The following is a 16,171-nucleotide window of genomic DNA, read 5'->3' on the forward strand; positions in this document are numbered from 1 at the left end:
GATGCCCTTGTCAGGACAATCGGACACCGCGCCGTAACCTGGCGGAATACTGGGCCTGGGACACTTTGTTCCGTAGCTGAACTTAGAACGCACGGAACCCTGCTCCCCGAAAGGCAAAGCCCGTCATGCCCCTGGCCCTGCTCGCCCTGGCCGTCGGCGCTTTTGGTCTCGGCACCACCGAATTCGTCATGATGGGCCTGCTGCCCGACGTCGCCGGCGACCTGCACATCTCGATCCCCGCCGCCGGCCACCTGGTCTCGGCGTACGCGCTGGGCGTCGTCATCGGCGCCCCGCTGCTTGCCGCGCTCACCGCGCGCCTGCCCCGCCGCACGGTCCTCATCTCCCTGATGGGCCTGTTCGTGGCCGGCAACGCGCTCTCGGCCCTGGCCCCCGGCTACGACTCCCTCCTGGCCGCCCGCTTCCTCAGCGGCCTCCCGCACGGCGCCTTCTTCGGCGTCGGCGCGGTCGTCGCCACCAACCTGGTGGCACCGGAGCGCAAGGCCCGCTCCGTCTCCCTGATGTTCATGGGCCTGACCGTCGCCAACATCGCGGGCGTCCCGGTCGCCACCCTCGTGGGCCAGCACCTCGGCTGGCGGGCGACCTTCCTGGGCGTGAGCCTCATCGGCGTCGCCGCGATGGCCGCCGTGTTCCTCCTCATCCACCCCGCCCACGTCCCGGCCCCGACGACCGGCCTGCGCGGCGAACTCTCCGCCCTGCGCTCCCTCCCCGTCTGGCTGGCCCTCGCCACGACGGTCGTCGGCTTCGGCGCGCTCTTCTCCGCGTACAGCTACATCACGCCGATGCTGACGGACGCCGCCGGTTACGCCGACGCGAACGTCACGCTGCTCCTCGCCCTCTTCGGCGTCGGCGCCACCATCGGCAACCTGGTCGGCGGCCGCCTCGCCGACCACGCGATGCGCGGCACGCTGTTCGGCGGCCTGGTGTCGATGGTCGCGGTGCTGCTCCTCTTCCCGGTGCTGATGCGGGCGGAATGGAGCGCGGCCCTGGCCGTCGTCCTGCTGGGCATCGCGGCGTTCGTCACCGGCTCGCCCCTCCAGCTGATGGTCATGGAACGCGCGGCCGCGGGTCCCTCCCTCGCCTCCTCCGCCAACCAGGCGGCCTTCAACCTCGCCAACGCGGGCGGCGCCTGGATCGGCGGCGTGGCCCTGGCCGCGGGCTTCGGCGTCACCTCCCCGGCACTGGCGGGCGCGGCCCTGGCCGTCCTCGGCCTGGGCGTGGCGAGCGTGGCGTACGCGGTGGACCGGCGCCGGGCGGTTCCGGCGACCGTCCACGAGCGGGTCGTCGCCTCGCACGTCCCCGAGCCGGCGGAGCCGGTGCGCTCCTGACCGGCGGCACCGCTCAGGGAGCGATCCCCTTCCGGAAGCACACCCGGTCCTGCCCGGGACCGTCGTAGTCGCTGTGGACGGACACCCCGCCGAACTCCCTGTCCCCGCGCTCCACGGAGAACCCCATCGCCCGGTGGAACGCGATCGACCCCGCGTTCCCCGGCGAGGTGATCGCACGGACCACCGTGCGGCCCTCCTCGGCGGCGCGCCGGCAGAACGCCGCGTAGAGGCGCCGGGCCACGCCCTGCCCACGCAACTCCGGGTCCACTCCCACGAAGTGGATGTACGCCTCGGTGTCGTCGTCGGCGGCGTGGAAGCCGATGAGGAGGGCACGGATCTCCGTGCCCTCCTCCAGGACCAGGCTGGTGCCGGCGAAGAACTGCAGGAACAGCCTGGGCAGCAGCAGCGACAGCTCCCGGGCCTGCTCGGGGGTGCGTGAGTCCCCCCACCACCGCTGCACACATCCGACGAGCGGGCCGTGGTCGGAGACGGTCGCCTGGCGCAGTACGGGCATCGCGGTCCTCCCGGTCGCCGTCCGCTACGCGGCGCGGATGTGTGTGCGGGCCTGCTCGACCCACCCCGACACGGCCTTGGCACCGCAGCTCTCGGCGACCGACCGGGCCTCGTCGAGGTGGCGGATCGCCGCCGACGGATCGCCGGTCTCGGCCGCGAGGTAGGCCAGCGCCACCAGGCCGGCCGCTTCCCCGGGCCGGAAACCGATCTCGCGGCGCAGTGCCACCGATTCGGTCAGCCGCCTGCGGGCCTCCTCGAAGCGGCCCGCGTCCTTGTCGGCGAAGCCCAGGTGGCGGATCGCATAGGACATCGTCATCCGGTCGTCGACGGATTTCGCCAGCGCGTACGACCGCTCGAAGTACGGCCTGCCGGTGGCGCCGTCGCCCTTGACCACCTGGTGCCAGCAGCCGACCCAGAACAACGCGTCCGCCTCACCCGACGCGTTCCCCAGACGCGCGTACAGCTCGGCCGCGCGCTCGAAGAGCACCAGTTCCCGGCCGTCCTCCTCGCGGTCGTTCAGGAATCGGACGTGCAGTACCTTGCCCCGAGCCAGGGAAAGCGGCGCCTCGACCGAGTCCAGCACGTCGTCGGACCGGTCCAGCGCGGACGTGTCCCCGCCGAACATCGCCGCTTCGAACAGCTCACCCGAACGCTCGATCCAGTCCTGCCCCGGCATACGCCAGCCCCTCCCCGTCGGACGATGACAGCCGAGGCTATCCCCGGACGCCCGGTGGATGCCGGGGATTTCCGTCGTGCGGCCCGGGCGGTGCATCCCGGTGTGCGCACCCGCCCGGCTGTCGTACTCCCTCCGTCAGGCCTGTTCCAGGGCCACCCGGGACGGACGGTAGGCCGCCCGGCCGTGCCGCACGGACTGCCGGGCGACCAGCAGGACGATCGCCGCCCCGGAGATCAGCGCGGTGTCCGCGTTGCCCCAGCCGAGCCCCCGGTACTGGGCCCAGTCGGCGAAGGACGCGCCCACCGGGCGGGTGAAGACGTAGGCGAACCAGAACGTGCCGATCGCGACCGCCGGTGTGCGGAACATCCGGAAGACCGCTCCGGAGAGCAGGATGACGCCCGCGAAGGCGAAGCCGGCCTGCAGGTTGTCCATGCCGAGGGAGTCGGTGGCCCAGTCGCCGGCGGCGGTGCCGAGGGCGAAGGTGCAGACGACGGCGAGCCAGTAGAAGGCCTCGCGGCGACGGGTGGTGACGCTGTGGACGGACAGGGTCCGCTCGGCGCCGAACCAGGCCGCGAAGACGACGAGGAGTACCGCCGTGAACAGCTCCGTCGTCAGTGCCGTGGACCAGCCGGTGGCCTGGTGCAGGACGTCCGCGCCGACGGTGCCGAAGACGCTGACCGCCACGACGTTGAGCCAGTAGACCCACGGGAGGTACCGGCGGACGGCGAACTGGACGACGAGGGTGACCGCGAGGATCGCGGCGGACACCCCGAGCGGGACCAGCTGGTCGGCGGAGACACCCGACTGACCCGGGCCGTGGCCGGGCCCGAGCGGGCCGCCGCCGGCGCCGCCCGGGCCGCCCGCGCTGCGGAAGACGCCGGAGAACCAGTCGCCGCCCGCCTCGCCGAAGCCGGTGGTGAGCAGCTTGGTGACCCAGAACAGCGCGGTGGCTTCCGGAACCTTGGCGAGCCCCCGCAGGGCTGTGGGCTGTGGATGCGCATTCATGCCGGTCACGTTTTCGGGACGCCGTCCGAGACCCCTCTGACCTGCATGTGATCCGTATGAGATCAAGGTAAGAGGGTGACTCATGTGGCGCACGAGGTCATGGCCGGCTGCCCGCAGCACAGAGGGGCGTGAGGTCCGTCAGGACCCCACGCCCCTCTGTCAGGCCGTGCGGCGGATCAGTGCTTGCGGTGCGCCTTCGTCGACTTGTACGACTCGACGTAGCCGTTGGCCGGGGTGCCGACGCCGGTGACGTCGTCGTAGCCCTTGACCGCGGACAGGGAGCTGTCCTTGCCGAGGCTGCGGACCGAGGTCAGCAGGCCGTCGGTGGCGTCGTAGCCGTTGGCGAAGTCGACACGGGCGACCGCCAGGCCGGAGCCGGTCGGGTTGTCCGTGACGTCGTGGTAGGCCTTCGAGCCGTACTTGGAGTAGATCAGCGGGTTGGCGAAGCCGATCGCCTTGCCGCCGCGCGCCTCCTGGGCGAGGGCCTGGACCGCCGCGATGACCGGCGCGGCCAGCGAGGTGCCGCCGATGCGGTACTCGCTGTACGCCTCGGTGCCGTCCGCCTGGGTCTGCGTCTGGCCCACCTTGAAACCGGTGTTGGGGTCGGCGATCGCGGAGATGTCCGGGACCACGCGGTTGCCGGTCGCGCTGTTGGCCTTCGCGAGGGAGTCCGGGACGACGCCCTTCTGGTAGTACGGCTCGGTCACCGTCTTGCTGGTGCCGCCGCCCGCGCCCGAGGTGAACGCGCCCGGGAAGTTGGTCCAGCTCTTGCCGTCGGCCGCCAGCGCGGCCTTCTCGGTGCCCCAGCCGGTCTCCCACAGGTACTTGTCGCCCTTGCCGACGGCGAGGGAGGTACCGCCGACCGCGGTCACCCAGGCGGAGTTGGCCGGGGTGTCGACCTGCTTCACACCGGTGTTGGCGACCTCGTCGCCGTTGTCGCCGGAGGAGAAGTAGAAGCCGATGCCCTGCACCGCGCCCAGCTGGAAGACCTGGTCGTAGGCGGCCTGGACGTCCGGGGTCTCGTTGCCCTCGATGTCGCCCCACGAGTTGGAGACGATGTCGGCGAGGTGGTTGTCGACGATCTTGCTGAGGGAGTCCAGCAGGTCGTTGTCCATGCAGGACGCGGCGCCCACGTAGGTGACGTCGGCGTCCGGCGCGACCGCGTGCACGGCCTCGACGTCGAGGGTCTCCTCGCCGTACCAGCCGGAGGCGTCGCACTCGTCCTCGGCGGTGTTCGTGTAGTTCGAGGGCAGCACCTGGTGCAGCTGGCTCGTCTTCCACGCGGCGTCGCCGTGCGCCTTGGCGTAGGTGCCGGCGTCGTAGGCGATGGTCGGCGAGGCGAACGCGTCGGTGATCGCGACGCGCACGTGCTTGCCGGTGTACTTGCCGGCGCCGTAGGCGGCCCGCAGCTGCTTGCCGGTGTAGCCCTGGACGGCGTACGGGATCTTCGAGCCGTACGCGTCCGGCAGCGTGGACGCGGTGTTCGAGCCGTAGTACGAGGAGAACGGCCCGGAGTTCTTGAACACGGTGGCCGGGGGCGGCAGCGTGTCGTCGTGGGTCGCCTTGTGCGGCGCGTTGTCCAGGCCGGTGACGGTCAGGACGGCGTCGCTGACGGCGGTCGGCACGCTCGCCGTCGTCGCCGGGGCGCGGTAGGTCTTCGAGCCCTTGGCGTAGTTGTGCAACTGGGTGCCGAACGCCTTCTCGGCGGCGGACACGTCACCGGAGACGGCGATGTAGTGCTGCGTGACCCCGGTGACCGTCAGGCCGGCCGCGGTCAGCCAGGTCCTGACGGCCTTCACCTGGGCCTTGGTGGCGCCGTAGCGGGCCTGCACCTGCTTGGCGCTGAGGTACTTGCCGTAGAGCGGCGAGCTGGGGTCGGACACCGCCTTCGCGTAGGCCGCGAGGCCCTTGGCGTCCTGGCCGGCCAGGTAGACCCGGGCCTTGACCGTGGCGCTGTTCGAGGTGGCGCCCTTGTCCGCCTTGGCCGTGGCCCAGGTGGGCTTGGTGCCCTTCAGGGTGTCACGGGCCGGGCTGTCCGCAGCGTGCGCCGCGGGTATGCCGAGCGCGAGCGCGCCGGCGATCATCGGCAGTGTCGCTGCCATGCTCACGCTGGCCCGCACCTTGGCACGGTTGGATCTCATACTGCCCCCTGCTATGCGGTTCGTCGCATGGAGTGGTCGGTCGTCCGTGATCACCAGGAGGCCTGCGGCGGAACGGCCCGTGAATGGATCACGCGGTGGACGTCACTCTTTCGGTGAACTGTTCATGCCAGGGGAAGGGATTGGTCAAGGAAATCCCAAGTGGGCGTTGATTAGGGGCTTTTGGTCCGCTTTCGACGGCACGCAGAACATTACAGATCGGTTGCGATTGTTGATGAATGCTTGCGGTGCCGTTAAGTCGACAAGTCCCCCCATTTGTAAGGCTGTTCAGTCGCGCGGCTTGGCGCCCCGCTCCTTCAGCATCTGCTTCATCGTCGTCAGCTCGGACTGCTGCGCGTCCACCATGCCCTGGGCGAGGCTCTTCTCCACCGGGACGGTGCACTTGGCCACGCACCCCTCGGCCATGTGGATGCCGCCCTTGTGGTGGTCCGTCATCAGCTGGAGGTAGAAGATCTCCGCCTGCTCGCCGTTCAGGGTCCCCAGCTTCTTCAGCTCGGTGTCGGTCGCCATGCCCGGCATCAGCGAACCGTCCCCGCGCTCGGGCATGTCGCCCATGCCCATCCAGGACATCGGTGGCTTCGCCGACACCTTCGGCAGGTCCCACAGGTCCAGCCAGCCCAGCAGCATGCCCCGCTGGTTGGCCTGCGTCTGCGCGATGTCGTAGGCGAGCCGCCGCACTTCGGTGTTCTTCGTGCGGTCGCGGACGATGTACGACATCTCCACGGCCTGCTGGTGGTGGACCGCCATGTCCCGCGCGAACCCCGCGTCCGCCCCGTCCGCGCTCGGGACGCTCAGCCCGCCGCCACCGCCGTCGCCGTCCTCGGCGACCGCGTACGTGATCGCGCCGGCCGCGACCAGCGCCGCGGCCGCGGTCCCGGCGATCCAGCCGATGTGCCTCTTCACGTCACATCGTCCCGCCGGTGCAGGAGGCACCCGGCTCCGGGGTCTGCTTGCCCTGCACGTACGTCTCGAAGAACTTCGCGACCTTCGGGTCGTCGGCGCTCGTCACGCTCAGCTGGTGGCCCCACGCCGAGAGCTCGATCGGCGAGGTCTGGTTCGTGTACGGGCTCATCAGCGAGTACGGCGTCTGCTTCACCTTCGCCGCCAGCGTGTCCACGTCGGACTTCTTCGCCTTGTCGGTGTACGTCACCCAGACCGCGCCGTGCTCGAGCGCGTGCACGGCGTTCTCGTCCTTCACGGCCTTGGTGTAGACGTTGCCGTTGCAGTTGAGCCACACCGGGTTGTGGTTGCCGCCGACCGGCGGGTGCATCGGGTACTTCACGGTCCCCGTGACGTGGGTGCGGGAGAGCTTGCCCGACCAAGTCCGCACGCCGTCGCTGCCGGTGACGAAGTGCCCCGAGTCCCCGGAACCGCCCTTCGCGTCGCTCGCGCTGTCGCTCTTCCCCGACTGCGAGTTGACGAGCACCACGCCCCCGACCACGAGACCGGCGACGACCACGACGCTCGCGCCGATCACCAGGATCCGGTTGCGCCGCTCACGCGCCTGCTCGGCACGCCGCATCTCCTCTATGCGTGCCTTGCGCGCTGCGTTGTTGTTCTTCTTGGCGGTAGCCATGGGCCGTGTCCTTCATGGGGGAAAGGGACGTGGAGGGTGGGGCTCGCTGATCGTAATGGGGGAGATGGGGCCGGTCGTAGGGAGGGCACAGGAAAGACCTGGAAATGCCCTGATCCGACAGGAAACCGATAATTTGAATGACGGATGCGCATTACCTACGCTGGCCGGTATGCGGCTGTTGCGCTCCACCGATCTGGCCCTGCGCCTCCTGATGCGGCTCGCCGTCGCGGGCGACGGGTCCAGCCCTACGACCCGTGAGGTCGCGGCGGACATGGACGTGCCGTACACGCACGCCGCGAAGGTGGTCGCCGAACTGCAGCACCTGGGGCTGGTCGACGCCCGGCGCGGCCGCGGCGGTGGACTCACGCTGACCGAGAAGGGCCGCACCGCCTCGGTGGGCACGCTGGTGCGCACCTTCGAGGGCGACGGCGACGTGGTGGACTGCGAGGGGGCGACGCCCTGCCCGCTGAACTCCGGGTGCCGGCTGCGGGGCGCCCTGCGCCGGGCCCAGGAGGCCTTCTTCGCGACCCTGGACCCGGTGACGGTGGCGGACATCGTGGCGGAACCGACGGGGGCTCTGCTGCTCGGTATCTCCAAGGGGCCGGGGGCGGTGTAGCACCCGCCGCACCCGCGCGGCGGCGGCTTGCCGACAACCAAGCGCCGACAACCAGGCGCCGACAGCCAGGCGCCGACAACCAAGCGCGGGCCATGACTTGCCCTCCGTGAGCCCCGCCGTATTCAAACATTCAACAAAGGGATCTTCGCGACCGGCCAAGAGCTCTACCCGCATAGACGATCCCGGTGCTGTCATGCTCACGACCGCCCGGAACTCCTGCCGGGCACCGCTCCGGGAGACCTCCCCCCATGCCCCGAATATCCCGCTCCTTGGTCACCGCCCTCTCCTCCCTCGCCCTCGCCGCCGCCGGCCTCACGGTCGCCGCCGGTACCGCGCACGCGCAGAGCTGCAGCCAGGACTACCTCCCCCTCCCCGACCCCAGCTGCCAGCCCGGCGACTTCAACCCGGACGTCACCCAGTCCACCATCGACTCCACCATCTGCGTCTCCGGATGGACCGCGACCGTCCGGCCCTCCAGCTCCTACACGACCGCGCTGAAGAAGAAGCAGATCGTCGAGTACGGCTACACGGACACCAGCACCTCCGACTACGAGGAGGACCACTTCGTCCCCCTCGAACTCGGCGGTGCCCCCAAGAGCGAGCTCAACCTCTGGCCCGAGCCGGAGTACGGCACCAAGACCGCCGCCAACAAGGACACCGTCGAGAACAAGCTCAAGAAGGCCGTCTGCGCCGGCACCGTCACCCTCGCCGACGCCCAGGACGCGATCGTCACGGACTGGACGACCGCGCTGTCGGACCTCGGCCTGAGCTGATCCCGTCCGCCTGCTCGCTCAGGCTCGAACCGCTGCCATCCACAGGTCCGGCCCGAAGACCTCGTAGTGGATGTCGGCCGGCGGGACGCCCTGGGCGAGCAGCTGGGCGCGGACCGCGCGCATGAAGGGGAGCGGGCCGCACAGGTACGCGCGCGTGCCGGGCGCGACCTCGATGCCGGCGAGGTCCACCAGGCCGGTGCGGCTGTCCGGGCCGGCGTCCCGCTCGTAGAAGAAGCGCACGGTGGCGTCCGGCAGCTTCGCCGCGTACGCCTCGTGGTCGGCGCGCAGGGCGTGGTCGGCGGGGGAGCGGTCGCCGTGCACGACGGTCACCGGGGCGCGGTGGCCGTCGGCCGCGAGCGCGGCCAGCATCGCGACCATCGGGGTCACGCCGATACCGGCGGAGGCGAGCAGGAGGGGGCGGCCGTCGGTGTCGCCCAGGACGAGGTCGCCGTACGGCTCCGACAGTTCGAGGACGTCACCCTCGCGCACGCGCGCGTGCAGGTGGTTCGAGACCTCGCCGTCGGGCGTCGCGTCGTCGCCGCACACGCGCTTGACGCTGAACTGGCGGACCGACTCGCCCGGCGCGCCGGAGAGGCTGTACTGGCGTATCTGGCGGGCGCCGTCGGGCAGGGTGACGCCCACGGAGACGTACTGCCCGGCCCGGAAGCCGCGCACCGCCGCCCCGCGGTCCACCGGCCGCACCCGGAAGGTCACCACGTCGGCGGTCTCCACGACCCGCTCGACGACCTCCCACGGCCGCAGCCCCCGCAGGCCGCCGCTCTCCTCGTACAGCCGCTTCTCGATCGCGACGAGGGCGTTCGCCATCAGCCAGTAGACCTCGTCCCAGGCGGCCGCGACCTCGGGGGTGACGGCCTCGCCGAGCACCTCGGCGATGGCGGCGAAGAGGTGCTCGTGGACGACGCCGTACTGCTCGGGTGCGACGCCCAGTGAGGCGTGCTTGTGGGCGATGCGGCCCAGCAGGGCGTCGGGTCGCCGGTCCGGGTGGTCCAGCAGGTGCGTGGCGAACGCGGCGACGGAGCCGGCGAGGGCCTGGCGCTGGGTGCCGGCGGCCTGGTTGCCGCGGTTGAAGAGGTCGCGCAGGAGTCCGGGGTGGGCGGCGAAGAGGCGGGCGTAGAAGCGCTCGGTGATCTCGCCGAGCGCCGCGCCGACGGCGGGCAGGGTGGCGCGGACGGTGGCGGCGGAGGGCTCGGACAGCATCGGGGCTCCTTGTGGCTCGGCCGAACAGCTCTTTCTCCCGCACGCTAGTAAAACTTGCATCTCATATTCAAATTTAGAGCCCGTGGTGTCCGTCACCGTGGTGCACGCCACGCGCACGCCACGCGCACGCCGCGTGCGCGCCACCTGACCGGCGTCCGGGAAACCGGACCGGCCATTACGGATGTCGGCGCGAACAGGCAAGATGGGCGGCAGGGCAGGACACCTGCCGTACGAGAGCCGTTCAGGCCGAGGTCGCTCGGGCGATCAAGGTGCGCAACGCGCATGAAATGCTGTTGTGGTGTGATGCTCAGGTGCCCGACCGCCTCCTGCGGGACAGGGAGACAGGCGGCCTGACCAGCAAGGATGGGGAAGCGGAAGATGGACAAGCAGCAGGAGTTCGTGCTCCGGACCTTGGAGGAGCGCGACATCCGGTTCGTACGCCTGTGGTTCACGGACGTGCTGGGCTTCCTCAAGTCCGTAGCCGTGGCCCCGGCCGAGCTTGAACAGGCCTTCGACGAGGGCATCGGCTTCGACGGCTCCGCCATCGAGGGCTTCGCCCGGGTATACGAGTCCGACATGATCGCCAAGCCGGACCCGTCCACCTTCCAGGTCCTCCCGTGGCGCGCCGAGGCCCCCGGCACGGCCCGCATGTTCTGCGACATCCTCATGCCGGACGGCTCCCCGTCCTTCGCCGACCCGCGCTACGTGCTGAAGCGTGCCCTGGCCCGTACCTCCGACCTGGGCTTCACCTTCTACACCCACCCGGAGATCGAGTTCTTCCTCCTGAAGGACCGCCCGATGGACGGCTCGCGCCCCACCCCGGCCGACAACTCGGGCTACTTCGACCACACCCCGACCAACGTCGGCATGGACTTCCGCCGCCAGGCGATCACCATGCTGGAGTCGATGGGCATCTCGGTCGAGTTCTCCCACCACGAGGGCGCCCCCGGCCAGCAGGAGATCGACCTGCGCTACGCCGACGCGCTCTCCACGGCCGACAACATCATGACGTTCCGCCTGGTCATGAAGCAGGTGGCGCTGGAGCAGGGCGTGCAGGCCACGTTCATGCCGAAGCCCTTCTCCGAGCACCCCGGCTCCGGCATGCACACCCACCTCTCCCTCTTCGAGGGCGACCGCAACGCCTTCTACGAGTCGGGCGCGGAGTTCCAGCTCTCCAAGGTGGGCCGCTCCTTCATCGCGGGCCTGCTGAAGCACGCGGCGGAGACCGCGGCGGTCACCAACCAGTGGGTGAACTCCTACAAGCGCATCTGGGGCGGCTCCGAGCGCACGGCGGGCGCCGGCGGCGAGGCCCCGTCGTACATCTGCTGGGGCCACAACAACCGCAGCGCCCTGGTCCGCGTCCCGATGTACAAGCCCGGCAAGACGGGCTCGGCGCGTGTCGAGGTCCGCTCCATCGACTCCGGCGCCAACCCGTACCTGGCCTACGCCGTCCTCCTCGCCGCCGGCCTCAAGGGCATCGAGGAGGGCTACGAGCTCCCGCCGGGCGCCGAGGACGACGTCTGGGCCCTCTCCAACGCCGAGCGCCGCGCCATGGGCATCGAACCCCTCCCGCAGAACCTCGGCGAGGCCCTGACCCTGATGGAGAACAGCGACCTGGTCGCCGACACCCTCGGTGAACACGTCTTCGACTTCTTCCTGCGCAACAAGCGCCAGGAGTGGGAGGAGTACCGCAGCGAGGTCACCGCGTTCGAGCTGCGGAAGAACCTGCCGGTGCTGTAGGCGCGGGGGGTCGCAAGCAGCCGCAGGGCGGGGCTTTGCCGCTCGTCAGGACGGCGGGCGGTCGCGCTGGAGGACGATCATGGCCTGGTCGTCGTTCGGCCGGCCGCCCGTGTACGCCCGGACGTCTGCCGCGAGCCGGTCGACGAGCGGGCCGGGTGCCTGGTCCGCCCAGGCCGTGGCGCGTTCGGTGAGCGGGTAGAAGTCGCCGTCCGCGTTCCGGGCCTCGCTGACGCCGTCCGTGTACAGGACCAGCCTGTGGCCGTACTCGAACGGGAAGGTCGCCGGTGTGTAGCAGCGGCCGGCGCTCTCCGTGCAGTACACGCCGGCGGGCCGGATGCCGAGGCCGAGCGGGGGCGACGGTTCGGGGACCGTCAGCGCCAGCGCCGACCTGGTGCGGCCGCGCAGCAGGAGGGGCGGCGGGTGCCCGCAGCTGATCAGGTGCACCACGGGCTCGTCGTCCGGGATGTCCAGGACGGCGGCGGTCACGAAGCGTTCGGCGGCGTCCTCGTCCGGCTCCGCGAACTCGGAGAGTCCCCACCGGACGGCGTCCTCGATGTAAGCGACCAGTTCCGGCAGCGGGATCGGGCGGTGCGCGGCGGCGCGGAAGGCGCCCAGCACGATCGCCGTGTCGCTGATCGAGGGGAGCCCCTTGCCGCGGACGTCCCCGATGAGCAGCCGCGTGGAGCCGGGGATCCGGGCGGCGGCGTACAGGTCGCCGCCGACGGTCGTGTCCGCTTCGGCGCTGCGGTAGTGCGAGGCGAGCGTGACGGGTCCGGCCCGCTTCGGCAACGGCCGCAGTACGACCCGCTGTGCCGCGTCGGACACCGAGCGCACCCGGACCAGTTCCCGCTCGCGGCGGTCCCGCAGCCGGGTGAAGAGGACGAGGAACGCGCAGACGGAGACGAGGGCCGAGAGTTCGACGAGGACGCTCTCGGTGGTGAGGGTCTGCCGCTCCAGGCCGGCGGAGACCAGGGCGAGGACCGCCAGCGACCCGATCAGCGCGGTGGCGCGCGGCCCGGTACCGACCGCGGTGACCGCCACGGCGACGACGAGGAGGTGGGCGAGGTGGACGTCCGGGGGCAGGAACCCGTCGGCCACCGGGATCGCGATGATCAGCAGGAGCGGTCCGGCCAGCCACAGGGGTCCCGGCGCGGAACGGCGCCATGCTCGCAGGCTCTCGGCCACAGAGGCCGTGGTGTTGGCAGCGCTCACGTCGTGCTCCGGTGCTCGTCGTCCTGCCACGACCAACACGTGGTGACATGTCCTCCATTCCCGACATTCGCGGCGTCAGCCCACGTACGCCGGTGACACCGCCGAGACGCTGATGCGGTGCGGCTTCCCCGTGCCGTCCGACGGGACCGAGTACAGGTCGGCGCCGTAGTCGCCCGGCAGCGCGTACACGATCGTGCGGGCGTCCTTCCAGACCGCCTGGTCGTCCACGCTCCGGGTCTCGGCCAGCGGCGTCTCGCGCATCGTCCCGAGGTCCAGGACGTACAGCCGCCAGGGGGCGTCCTTGGAGAGGCCCTTCACGCGCTTCTTGTACGCGATGCGGGTGCCGTCGGGGGAGAGGGACGGGCATTCCACGTTCGGGTGGAGGGTGGTGACCGTGCGGGTGCGGAGGCCGCCCCGGACCAGGTAGGTCGAGCCCTTCGTCGCCATCGTCGCGTAGAAGGTGCTGTCGTCCGCCGCGAACGTCACGCCCCAGAAGTTGACGTCCGCGGACTGGTAGGGGTGGTTGTTCCTGATGATGCGGAACGCCTCCAGGGACGGGATCAGGGTGCCGGTGCGGGTGTCGGCGATCGCCGTGCGGGTCGAGAAGTTCGTGCCCGCGTACGAGTCGCCGCCCACGAACGCCGTCCAGGCCGCGTAGTGGCCGGTGGGGGAGACCCGGGCCCGGGACGGGATGCCCGGGACGTCGTAGTGGGCCTTCGTGTGCAGGTTCGCGTCCAGGATCAGGGCGCGGTAGGTGTCCGAGACCGGGCCGTGGACGGCCTGGAGGCAGACGCCCGTGCCGGCGGCCGCGTAGAAGCGGAGGCACTTCACGCCGGAGGCGGTGCGGGGGCCGGCGGGGGCGGCGGCGGGGACCGTGGTCAGCTCGTCGCGGTGCGGGCCCCAGGCCATGTTGCGGAAGACCATGCGGCCGGGGGCCGTCAGGGTCACCGTCCCCGGGGTGACCTTCGGGCCGCCCGCCCGGGTGTGGTCCCGGCGCTCCGCCCGGGCCGAGGCGTGCAGGACGGAGGCCAGGGCGACGGCAGTGAGGACCGCGAGCGCCGAGAGGAGGATCAGGATGCGGGAGCGGGCGGGGAGGCGGACGGGGGAGTGGGCGGTCATGCGGCGGCCTTTCGGAGGGGACGGAGCGTGAGGGCGTACACCGCGCACACCGCCAGGGCCACCGCCGACACGCTCAGCGCCGTACGGTCGCCCCACAGCGTCCACGCCGCCCCGAACCCCAGTGAGCAGGTGAAACGCGCCGCCGCCTGGCCCGTCTGGACCAGTGCGAGACCCGACGAGCGCAGCGCCTCGGGGACGCTGTCCGACGCGGCCGCCATCAGGACACCGTCGGTCGCCGCGTAGAACGTGCCGTGCAGGGCCAGTACCGCGTAGGGGAGGGCGGTGCCGTGCCAGGACGTCAGCAGCAGGGTGTAGGCCAGCAGCAGGGCGCCGTGGCCGGTCAGGAAGACGCGCCAGCGGCCCCAGCGGTCGGCCAGGCGGCCCAGTGGGACGGCGAGGAGGAGGAACGCGGCCGCCGTGCCGAGGGGGAGGAGGGCGAACCAGCGGTCCGGGACGCCGAGCCGGTGTTGCAGCAGCAGGTAGACGAAGGAGTCGCTCACCGTCGCGAGGCCGAGGAGCAGGGCGCAGACGGTGAGGCGGCGCAGGTCGCGGTCGGCCAGGAGGCCGAGTGCCGCGCGCAGGGTGGGGCGCGCGGTGGTGGAGGCGGTGGTGGAAGCGGTGGTGGAGGCGGTCGTCCCGGCACGGCCGCCGCCCGGTACGAAGAGGACCAGGATCAGCACGCCCAGCACCGCCACGCAGAAGCTGACCGTGAACACCGCGTCGTAGCCGTCCACCGTCGCCCGGAGGATGAGGAACGCGGCCAGGGGGCCGAGCAGGGCGCCCGCCGTGTCCATCGCGCGGTGGACACCGAAGGCGCGGCCCCGGGTCTCCGGGGTGGAGGAGAGCGAGATCAGGGCGTCGCGGGGGGCCGTGCGCAGGCCCTTGCCGGTGCGGTCGGCCGCCAGGATCAGGCCGATGGGCGTCAACGAGTGCGCCACCAGCAGCAGGGGTTTGCAGAGGGCCGAGAGCGCGTAGCCCGCGCCCGCCACCCACTTGTGCCGGCCGCCGCCCCGGTCGGCCAGGTGGCCGCCGGCCAGGCGTACGACCGCCGAGAAGCCGTTGTAGACGCCGTCGAGGAGGCCGAAGCCGAGCGGGGACAGGCCCAGGCCCGCCACCAGGTACAGCGGGAGGACCGCCGTGACCATCTCGGAGGACACGTCCGTGACCAGGCTGACCGTGCCGAGGGCGAGGACGGTGGGGGCGATCGTGGAGCGGTACCGCCCGGCCGTCGCGGGCCGGGCGGTACCTTCCACGGACGCCGTCGCCGGAGTGCTCGCGCGGCTGTCCGCTACGTACACGTCAGGACGCCCAGATCCCGGTGATGTCGGACGAGGACGCCGCGTTGCCCGCGTGCGCGCTCAGGCCCTGGCTGTCCTCCAGGGTGCGCAGCAGGTCGTAGTGGTCGTACGTGGTGGACGAGGTGGAGCCCGCGGTGACCGGCTGGCCGTAGAGGACCGTGGGGATGCGGTTGCCCGCCAGGCGGTTGTCCTCGTCCATGGTGACGACGAGCAGGCTGTTGTGGGTCTTGGCCCAGGTGGCGTACGCGCCCAGGTTGTTCTTCAGCCAGGTGTCGCCGGTGGACACCGAGCAGTCGTGCATGTCGCTGCACAGGTTGGGGGTCACGAAGGACAGCTGGGGGAGGGTGGAGTAGTCGGTCGGGAACTGGGCGAACGTTTTTGCGGTCGAGGTCGGCACGTTGCTGAAGCCGAACCACGGGTTGTGCTTGCGCGCGTAGTTGCCGCTGCTGCAGGTGGTCGAGCCCTGGCTGGGCAGGGTCTCGTTGTAGCTGGCCCAGGTGCGGCCGGCCGCGAGCTGCTCGGAGGCCAGGTTCGCCGCCGAGGAGAAGCCCGCGGTGTAGCAGCTGTCGTCGGTGATGCCCTGGGTGGAGCCGGAGAACAGGGCGAAGTAGTTCGGCTGGCTCGGGTGGGTCTCGGCGTACATCTGGGTGAGGTTGGCGCCGCCGGACGCCAGCGAGTTGATGTAGGGGGCGCTGGAGGAGCCGATGACCTGGCTGTAGGCGTGGTTCTCGAAGACCACGACGATCACGTGGTCCGGGGTCGGTACGGCACTCGCGGCGTGCGCGGACGTGCCGCCGAGCCCGGTCCACAGGCCGACCGCGGCCGCGGTGAGGGCGGTGGCGGACGCCACCGTCGTACGGGCGCGGCGCAGTAGCGCGGAACGTGCGGAACTGCCGGACACATCAACCTCCGGTGCTGGG

15 protein-coding genes are annotated in these 16,171 nt (G+C 71.2%); 4 read left to right on the forward strand and 11 right to left on the reverse strand.

Annotated elements, in window-relative coordinates; genetic code table 11:
- Positions 1 to 125 precede the first annotated feature (125 nt).
- Positions 126 to 1,346: an MFS transporter gene (locus ACFWPQ_RS45345; RefSeq protein ID WP_384049127.1), complete on the forward strand. Its 1,221-nt coding sequence runs from the start codon at positions 126 to 128 to the stop codon at positions 1,344 to 1,346.
- A gap of 13 nt (positions 1,347 to 1,359) precedes the next feature.
- On the opposite strand, the gene ACFWPQ_RS45350 is transcribed toward ACFWPQ_RS45345, so the two are convergent.
- The 6 genes from ACFWPQ_RS45350 to ACFWPQ_RS45375 all read right to left on the reverse strand — a co-directional run bounded on the left by ACFWPQ_RS45350 (position 1,360) and on the right by ACFWPQ_RS45375 (position 7,275).
- Positions 1,360 to 1,860, reverse strand: coding sequence for a GNAT family N-acetyltransferase (locus tag ACFWPQ_RS45350; protein WP_384049130.1), 501 nt, complete (start codon positions 1,858 to 1,860; stop codon positions 1,360 to 1,362).
- A 24-nt stretch (positions 1,861 to 1,884) separates the two neighbouring features.
- Positions 1,885 to 2,535 (reverse strand): tetratricopeptide repeat protein, encoded by a 651-nt coding sequence (locus ACFWPQ_RS45355; protein WP_384049133.1) that lies wholly within the window; start codon positions 2,533 to 2,535, stop codon positions 1,885 to 1,887.
- A gap of 135 nt (positions 2,536 to 2,670) precedes the next feature.
- On the reverse strand, positions 2,671 to 3,540 hold the full coding sequence (locus ACFWPQ_RS45360) for a hypothetical protein (protein ID WP_384049136.1): 870 nt from the start codon (positions 3,538 to 3,540) through the stop codon (positions 2,671 to 2,673).
- A 176-nt stretch (positions 3,541 to 3,716) separates the two neighbouring features.
- The gene (locus ACFWPQ_RS45365) at positions 3,717 to 5,642 is read right to left on the reverse strand and encodes a protease pro-enzyme activation domain-containing protein (RefSeq protein ID WP_384049218.1); all 1,926 of its coding nucleotides are present in this window, start codon (positions 5,640 to 5,642) and stop codon (positions 3,717 to 3,719) included.
- A 324-nt stretch (positions 5,643 to 5,966) separates the two neighbouring features.
- Positions 5,967 to 6,602, reverse strand: coding sequence for a DUF305 domain-containing protein (locus tag ACFWPQ_RS45370; protein ID WP_384049138.1), 636 nt, complete (start codon positions 6,600 to 6,602; stop codon positions 5,967 to 5,969).
- 1 nt (position 6,603) lies between these two features.
- Positions 6,604 to 7,275 carry a DUF3105 domain-containing protein gene (locus ACFWPQ_RS45375; protein WP_384049141.1) on the reverse strand — a complete coding sequence of 224 codons (672 nt, stop codon included), beginning with the start codon at positions 7,273 to 7,275 and terminating at the stop codon, positions 6,604 to 6,606.
- Between the two features lie 169 nt (positions 7,276 to 7,444).
- Between ACFWPQ_RS45375 and ACFWPQ_RS45380 the strand changes: the two genes are divergently transcribed.
- Together ACFWPQ_RS45380 and ACFWPQ_RS45385 are read left to right on the forward strand one after the other, a co-directional pair.
- Positions 7,445 to 7,891: an Rrf2 family transcriptional regulator gene (locus ACFWPQ_RS45380; RefSeq protein ID WP_384049144.1), complete on the forward strand. Its 447-nt coding sequence runs from the start codon at positions 7,445 to 7,447 to the stop codon at positions 7,889 to 7,891.
- Between the two features lie 248 nt (positions 7,892 to 8,139).
- Positions 8,140 to 8,664 carry a hypothetical protein gene (locus tag ACFWPQ_RS45385; protein WP_217560213.1) on the forward strand — a complete coding sequence of 175 codons (525 nt, stop codon included), beginning with the start codon at positions 8,140 to 8,142 and terminating at the stop codon, positions 8,662 to 8,664.
- Between the two features lie 18 nt (positions 8,665 to 8,682).
- On the opposite strand, the gene ACFWPQ_RS45390 is transcribed toward ACFWPQ_RS45385, so the two are convergent.
- The gene (locus tag ACFWPQ_RS45390) at positions 8,683 to 9,882 is read right to left on the reverse strand and encodes a globin domain-containing protein (RefSeq protein ID WP_384049147.1); all 1,200 of its coding nucleotides are present in this window, start codon (positions 9,880 to 9,882) and stop codon (positions 8,683 to 8,685) included.
- A gap of 378 nt (positions 9,883 to 10,260) precedes the next feature.
- On the opposite strand from ACFWPQ_RS45390, the gene ACFWPQ_RS45395 reads away from it, so the two are divergent.
- Complete coding sequence (locus ACFWPQ_RS45395; protein WP_189260572.1) at positions 10,261 to 11,622, forward strand: glutamine synthetase family protein; 1,362 nt, start codon at positions 10,261 to 10,263, stop codon at positions 11,620 to 11,622.
- Positions 11,623 to 11,667: 45 nt separating this feature from the next.
- Here ACFWPQ_RS45395 and ACFWPQ_RS45400 read toward each other — a convergent pair whose 3' ends face one another.
- The 4 genes from ACFWPQ_RS45400 to ACFWPQ_RS45415 all read right to left on the reverse strand — a co-directional run bounded on the left by ACFWPQ_RS45400 (position 11,668) and on the right by ACFWPQ_RS45415 (position 16,152).
- Positions 11,668 to 12,834, reverse strand: coding sequence for a PP2C family protein-serine/threonine phosphatase (locus ACFWPQ_RS45400; RefSeq protein ID WP_384049150.1), 1,167 nt, complete (start codon positions 12,832 to 12,834; stop codon positions 11,668 to 11,670).
- A 75-nt stretch (positions 12,835 to 12,909) separates the two neighbouring features.
- Positions 12,910 to 13,953, reverse strand: a complete 1,044-nt coding sequence (locus ACFWPQ_RS45405) for a TolB family protein (protein WP_384049153.1) — start codon at positions 13,951 to 13,953, stop codon at positions 12,910 to 12,912.
- On the reverse strand, positions 13,950 to 15,251 hold the full coding sequence (locus tag ACFWPQ_RS45410) for an MFS transporter (protein ID WP_384049156.1): 1,302 nt from the start codon (positions 15,249 to 15,251) through the stop codon (positions 13,950 to 13,952). The genes ACFWPQ_RS45405 and ACFWPQ_RS45410 overlap by 4 nt, the downstream gene beginning before the upstream one ends.
- Position 15,252: 1 nt before the next feature.
- Positions 15,253 to 16,152, reverse strand: a complete 900-nt coding sequence (locus ACFWPQ_RS45415; protein ID WP_384049158.1) for an alkaline phosphatase family protein — start codon at positions 16,150 to 16,152, stop codon at positions 15,253 to 15,255.
- Between the last annotated feature and the right edge of the window lie 19 nt (positions 16,153 to 16,171).

The organism is Streptomyces sp. NPDC058464, assembly GCF_042721035.1.
In the GTDB taxonomy this organism is placed as follows: Bacteria; Actinomycetota; Actinomycetes; order Streptomycetales; family Streptomycetaceae; genus Streptomyces.

What these genes read in the sequence shown, in the direction of transcription:
- ACFWPQ_RS45365 (WP_384049218.1), bottom strand. Translation starts at nt 5,642, where the DNA reads ATGGCAGCGACACTGCCGATGATCGCCGGCGCGCTCGCGCTCGGCATA.
- ACFWPQ_RS45385 (WP_217560213.1), top strand. Translation starts at nt 8,140, where the DNA reads ATGCCCCGAATATCCCGCTCCTTGGTCACCGCCCTCTCCTCCCTCGCC.
- ACFWPQ_RS45355 (WP_384049133.1), bottom strand. Translation starts at nt 2,535, where the DNA reads ATGCCGGGGCAGGACTGGATCGAGCGTTCGGGTGAGCTGTTCGAAGCG.
- ACFWPQ_RS45345 (WP_384049127.1), top strand. Translation starts at nt 126, where the DNA reads ATGCCCCTGGCCCTGCTCGCCCTGGCCGTCGGCGCTTTTGGTCTCGGC.
- ACFWPQ_RS45405 (WP_384049153.1), bottom strand. Translation starts at nt 13,953, where the DNA reads ATGACCGCCCACTCCCCCGTCCGCCTCCCCGCCCGCTCCCGCATCCTG.
- ACFWPQ_RS45380 (WP_384049144.1), top strand. Translation starts at nt 7,445, where the DNA reads ATGCGGCTGTTGCGCTCCACCGATCTGGCCCTGCGCCTCCTGATGCGG.
- ACFWPQ_RS45350 (WP_384049130.1), bottom strand. Translation starts at nt 1,860, where the DNA reads ATGCCCGTACTGCGCCAGGCGACCGTCTCCGACCACGGCCCGCTCGTC.
- ACFWPQ_RS45390 (WP_384049147.1), bottom strand. Translation starts at nt 9,882, where the DNA reads ATGCTGTCCGAGCCCTCCGCCGCCACCGTCCGCGCCACCCTGCCCGCC.
- ACFWPQ_RS45375 (WP_384049141.1), bottom strand. Translation starts at nt 7,275, where the DNA reads ATGGCTACCGCCAAGAAGAACAACAACGCAGCGCGCAAGGCACGCATA.
- ACFWPQ_RS45395 (WP_189260572.1), top strand. Translation starts at nt 10,261, where the DNA reads ATGGACAAGCAGCAGGAGTTCGTGCTCCGGACCTTGGAGGAGCGCGAC.
- ACFWPQ_RS45360 (WP_384049136.1), bottom strand. Translation starts at nt 3,540, where the DNA reads ATGAATGCGCATCCACAGCCCACAGCCCTGCGGGGGCTCGCCAAGGTT.